This window comes from Streptomyces acidicola (genome assembly GCF_009377235.1).
Lineage (GTDB): Bacteria > Actinomycetota > Actinomycetes > Streptomycetales > Streptomycetaceae > Streptomyces > Streptomyces acidicola.
The window spans coordinates 1-5,165 of the sequence record NZ_VMNX01000398.1; the positions used below are offsets into that span (position 1 = coordinate 1).

The window sequence follows — 5,165 nt, forward strand, 5'->3', positions numbered from 1 at the left end:
GGGTTGGCGTAGGTGTGGGCGTGGGGGGACACGACGGTGTCGGAATGGGCGTCGTCTTCGCCGGGCTCGCGCCGCGCGTGCCGCCGCCCGCGACCGCCACGGCGATCAGCCCGCCGCCGTCCGGGCCGGCGGAGACGTACGCGCAGGCGGTGGCGACCGCTGTTCCGCTCGGCACTCCCACGACGAGCCAGGTCAGTGTGAGCAGGGCCAACAACCGTATGGCGAGGGCGGATCGGGTCCGCTGGGGTCCGTGCACGACGGAGATCATCGGCGCTGATACGCCCGCGCACGCCCGAGCGCCGGGTGATTGCCCCGAACGGGGGACAAGCAGGCGCGACGGACTGGATCGGCCGTACGAAAACCCGTCCTTCGGAGCCCCGCGAGCCGCGCCTTCGGACCTCGGCGACGTACCAGGGCGGCCCCGGAGGGAGGTGCGGACGCTCCCGGCGAGGGACTCGTCACGGATTTCGGAAAGAAATTTGAGAAGTGGTTGAACACACATGCCACTTCCCTCCGTACCTAGGGCCAGCGAGCGGCGCGGCAGGGCGCTGCAACACCCAAAGGATCACGGGGAGTTGACGATGAAGACCTCCTGGCGGAACGCCTCACTCGTAGCGACAGCTGCGTTCGTGCTGGCGCTCACGACGGCGTGCGGTCAGGAAAACGGCAGCGCGTCGAGCCAGAACGTGGGCGCCTCTCAGCCGGCCGGCGGTATCGACCTGGGCGCCGGTGGTTCCGCCACCGGCTCCGGTGCAGGCGCCGGTGCGAAGCAACCGGAAGGCGCCGCGCCGCAGGGCGCGGCGGGCCGACTGGCTGTGCTCGACAGCGACAAGTACGGCGAGGTCCTCACCGACAGCGCCGGCTTCGCCCTCTACCGCTTCGACAAGGACACGGCCGAACCGCCGAAGACGACCTGCGAGGGCGACTGCGCCACCACCTGGCCGCCCGTCCCGGCCTCCGGCGCCACGGCGGCCGAGGGCGTCGACAAGTCGCTGATCGGCGAGGTGTCCCGCCCCGACGGCACCAAGCAGCTGACGATCGGCGGCTGGCCCATGTACCGGTACGCCAAGGACACCAAGGCCGGTGACGTCAAGGGCGAGGGCGTGGGCGGCGCCTGGTTCGCCTCGGCCCCCGACGGCAAGAAGGCGGCCAGCGGTGCCGAAGCGGGCGGCAAGGGCTCCGGCTCCGCCGAGGCGATCGGGGATCTGCCCGGTCTCTCGACCCGCAACGACCCCGAGCTCGGCGAGGTCGTCGTCGACAAGAACGGCATGACGGTCTACCGCTTCGAGAAGGACACGCCGTGGCCGATGAAGTCGGCCTGCACCGGAGCGTGCCTTGAGAAGTGGCCGGTCGTCGAGCCGGTCGACGCCGCCGACACCAAGGGCATCGACAACAAGAACGACGGCCGCCGGGGCTACGTCGTCCTGAACCGTCCGGACGGACTCAAGCAGCAGAGCATCGACTGCTGGCCGCTCTACACCTTCGCGGGTGACAAGAAGCCGGGTGACACGAACGGCCAGGGTGTCGGCGGCACCTGGTACGCCATCTCGCCGGAGGGCAAGGCGCTCGGCAAGCCGAAGTAGACGATCGGGCAGATCAGGTAGTTCAGGTAGATCAGGTCCCCAGGTCCAGCGCGGCCGAGTCGGCTCTCCAGGAATGATCCCCTCACCGTAGTCGGCCGAAGGGAGGTGTTCGAGAGTCAGAACTGCCGGATGCACAGAGCCAGGGCACAATCCCCGGTCCGCCCCCTCCGCACCGCACGGAGGGGGCGGACCCTTTGGCATTCCCGGGCCGTCCGTGCCCGGACAGCCCAGAGGCGGCCGGAAATCCTCGGTGCCCCGCGCGTCGGGCCGTGACTCCGCGCGCCTCCCGGGCACGCTCCGGATCGGTACGCGCTCATCCCGGTGGCTCCTTCGTGGGGGTGACAATTCGGCACTTGCCGGAGGCAGTCCCCCGGAACGGACGGTCAATTTCCGTTTGGGCTCGCTCCTTTGGCGGGCGATCAGTAGCCTCAACTCGAACACTGGATCGCCTACGCCACCCCTGACGCGTTGGAGTGATAGATGGAGCGTCCCGCCTGGGCTCCACGGAGCATCGACATCACGGTGCCGTCCGTTGCCCGCGTCAACGACTACTACCTGGGCGGTTCGCACAACTTCGAGGTCGACCGGGAAGCGGCCCGCAACGCCATGGAGTTCATGCCGGGACTGCCCAAGATCATGCAGGCCAACCGGGCGTTCATGCGCCGCGCCGTGCGGTACGCGGTCGGCGAGGACATCACCCAGTTCCTCGACATCGGTTCCGGCATCCCCACCTTCGGCAACGTCCACGAGGCCGCCCGGGCGGCTCACCCCGATGCGCGCGTCGTGTACGTCGACCACGACCCGGTGGCCGTCGCGCACAGCCAGGCCGTCCTGGAGGACGACAAGGACGCCGACGTGGTCGCGGCCGACCTCCGCAACCCCCGGGACATCCTCGAAAGCCCCCAGGTGGGGCGTCTTATCGACCTGAACCGGCCAGTCGCGCTGCTTCTCGTTGCCATACTGCACTTCGTGGAGGACGCGGACGACCCGTACGGAGCGGTGGCCGAACTGCGCGACGCGCTCGCGTCGGGCAGCCTGCTCGTGCTGTCGCACGCCGCGTTCGAGGGCGTCCCGCTGCCGCCCGAGCAGGCCGGGGGAGTGGTCGACGTGTACAAGGACATCCGCAGCCCGCTGATCATGCGCTCGCGCGACGAGGTCGCGCGGTTCTTCGAGGGGTACGACATGGTGGAACCCGGACTGGTGCCGATGGCGAACTGGAGGCCCGACACGGCACCCGAGGACGAGGATCCATATTCCTTCTCCGGATTCGCCGGCGTGGGGCGTACGGCGTGACCGCGGAGCCGGACGGGCCGGAGGACAGACTGCGCCGGTTCGCGACGATATGGAGCCGCGCGGTCTTCCCGGCGACCTCCACGTCGCTCACCCGGGTGGAGTTCGAGGAGCGGCTCCTGCCCCTCGCACGACGGTTGAGCGAGGCGTTGCGGGCCAGGCACTTCGACGTGGACGCCGGCAAGGAGGTCGGTGCCGCGCTCGTCGACGCGCACTGCACCGACCCCGAGGCCCTCAGCCATGCGCTCCACTGCGTGGACGCCTATCTCGTGCTGTACTGCGGCGAGGACGGCCCCCAGGAGGACCTGCGCGCCCGTTCCTCCCGGCTGCAGCACGCCATGGCCGCCGGATACGCGCAGGCGCTGCGGGAGCGGACGCTGGCCGAGCAGGAGGCCATCGCCCAGGCCGCCCTCAACGCCCAGGGAGCGGTCGCCCAGGCGCTGCACGAGAGCGAGGCCCGCTTCCGCGCCGTCTTCGAGGGCGCCGCCATCGGCATCGCCATCTCCGACTTGGAGGGCAACATCCTCCAGGTCAACGGCGCGCTGCTGCGCATGTTCGGCGGCTCCGAGCACACGGTGCGCGAACGCAACGCCCGGGACTGGACCCACCCCGATGACGCGCCCCAGGTCTGCCGGCTCTACGAGGAACTGGTCCGGGGAGAGCGCGAGCACTACCACACCGAAAAGGCGTTCTACCGGCCTGACGGAACGGTTCTGTGGACCAATCTCACGGTCTCCCTCCTCCGCGACGCGGACGGTCACCCCCGCTTCCAGCTGGCGCTCATGGAGGACACCACGGAGCGCCGTCTGCTCAACCTCCGCCTGCGCTACGAGGCCACGCACGACGCACTGACCGGACTGCCCAACAGGACGCTCTTCTTCGAACGCCTGGAGAAGGCGCTCTCGGCGGGCGACGGCCAGCGCTTCGGCCTCTGCTACCTCGACCTCGACGGCTTCAAGACCATCAACGACAGCCTCGGGCACGCGGCCGGCGACCGGCTCCTCGTGGAGGTCGCCGACCGGCTGCAGTCCTGCGCGACCGCGCCCGGCGAGATGGTCGCCCGGCTCGGCGGCGACGAGTTCGTGGCGCTGACCACCGGGCCCGAGACCCAGAGCGAGGTCGACGAACTCGCCGACCGCATCATGAACGCCCTCGTCACCCCGGTCCGGATCGACGGCCGCGAACTCCTGGTACGCGGCAGTATCGGCATCGTCGAGGGCCCGGCCGGGGAGCGTGGCCCGGCGGAGGTGCTGCGCAGCGCGGACATCACGATGTACCGGGCCAAGTCGGCGGGCGGCAATCGGTACGAGGTGGCCGACGCGGAGGCCGATGCCCGTGCCATCACCCGCCACGGTCTGACCACCGCCCTGCCCGCGGCCCTCGACCGCAGCGAGTTCTTCATCGAGTACCAGCCCCTGGTCCATCTCGGGGACGGCACGGTACGCGGCGCCGAGGCCCTCGTCCGCTGGCTGCATCCCCAGCACGGTGTCCTCGGGCCGGATCGTTTCATCCCGCTCGCCGAGCGCACCGGGCTGATCGTGCCGCTGGGCCGCTGGGTGCTGGAGCAGTCGGTCCGTCAGGCCCGCGAGTGGCAGGAACGGCACAGGGACAAGCTGGGCGCGGGCCCCCTCCGCATCAACGTCAATCTCTCGCCCTGCCAGCTCACTCACCCCGGCCTCGTCCAGGACACGGTGGACATCCTGGAGTGCGCGGGCCTCGAACCGGACGCCCTCTGTCTGGAGGTGACGGAGTCGGCGTTGATCGGCGCCGACGACGAGGTCCTCAAACCGCTGCGCCGGCTGGCCGAGATGGGTGTCGACATCGCCCTGGACGACTTCGGCACGGGCTACTCCAACCTGGCCAACCTGCGTCGCCTCCCGGTGAGCGTCCTCAAGCTGGATCGTTCCTTCACGCGGGGCATGCAACAGTTCCCGGCGGATCCGGTCGACCTGAGGATCGTCGAGGGCATCGTGTCCCTCGCCCACAGCCTCGACCTCACGGTCACGGTGGAGGGCGTGGAAACGGGTGCCCAGGCCGAGCAGCTCCGCCTACTCGGCTGCGACACGGCCCAGGGCTGGTACTACGCCCGCCCGGGCCCGCCGGAGCGCCTGCACGACCTGGCATTGGTGGACGCGACGGGCTGACAGCCGGGGCGGGGGTTGTCTTCGCCCCTGCCGCCCCTACCCGTTCCATCCCCAGGGGCTCCGCCCCTTTTCACCCCGCCAAGGGGGCTGTGCCCCCTGGACCCCCGGGTTTCGGGCCTGCCGGGCGGGGGCGGTAGCCCCCAGGGGG

General features: G+C 70.4%; 3 protein-coding genes and 1 pseudogene. 3 read left to right on the plus strand and 1 reads right to left on the minus strand.

What is annotated here, in order from left to right:
- Positions 1-256, minus strand: a pseudogene (locus FPZ41_RS47645) (hypothetical protein); the annotation flags it as partial.
- A 325-nt stretch (positions 257-581) separates the two neighbouring features.
- On the opposite strand from FPZ41_RS47645, the gene FPZ41_RS44670 reads away from it, so the two are divergent.
- The 3 genes from FPZ41_RS44670 to FPZ41_RS44680 all read left to right on the plus strand — a co-directional run bounded on the left by FPZ41_RS44670 (position 582) and on the right by FPZ41_RS44680 (position 5,017).
- Entirely contained in the window at positions 582-1,583 is a 1,002-nt protein-coding gene (locus FPZ41_RS44670) for an SCO0930 family lipoprotein (RefSeq protein ID WP_152870436.1), read from the plus strand.
- Between the two features lie 480 nt (positions 1,584-2,063).
- Positions 2,064-2,876, plus strand: coding sequence for an SAM-dependent methyltransferase (locus FPZ41_RS44675; RefSeq protein WP_152870440.1), 813 nt, complete (start codon positions 2,064-2,066; stop codon positions 2,874-2,876).
- Positions 2,873-5,017: a putative bifunctional diguanylate cyclase/phosphodiesterase gene (locus FPZ41_RS44680; RefSeq protein WP_322621530.1), complete on the plus strand. Its 2,145-nt coding sequence runs from the start codon at positions 2,873-2,875 to the stop codon at positions 5,015-5,017. Before FPZ41_RS44675 ends, FPZ41_RS44680 begins: the two co-directional genes overlap by 4 nt.
- The last annotated feature ends 148 nt before the right edge of the window (positions 5,018-5,165 follow it).

Bases quoted from the DNA above. Each gene is read 5' to 3' on its own strand.
- FPZ41_RS44675 (WP_152870440.1), top strand. From the start codon at position 2,064: ATGGAGCGTCCCGCCTGGGCTCCACGGAGCATCGACATCACGGTGCCG.
- FPZ41_RS44670 (WP_152870436.1), top strand. From the start codon at position 582: ATGAAGACCTCCTGGCGGAACGCCTCACTCGTAGCGACAGCTGCGTTC.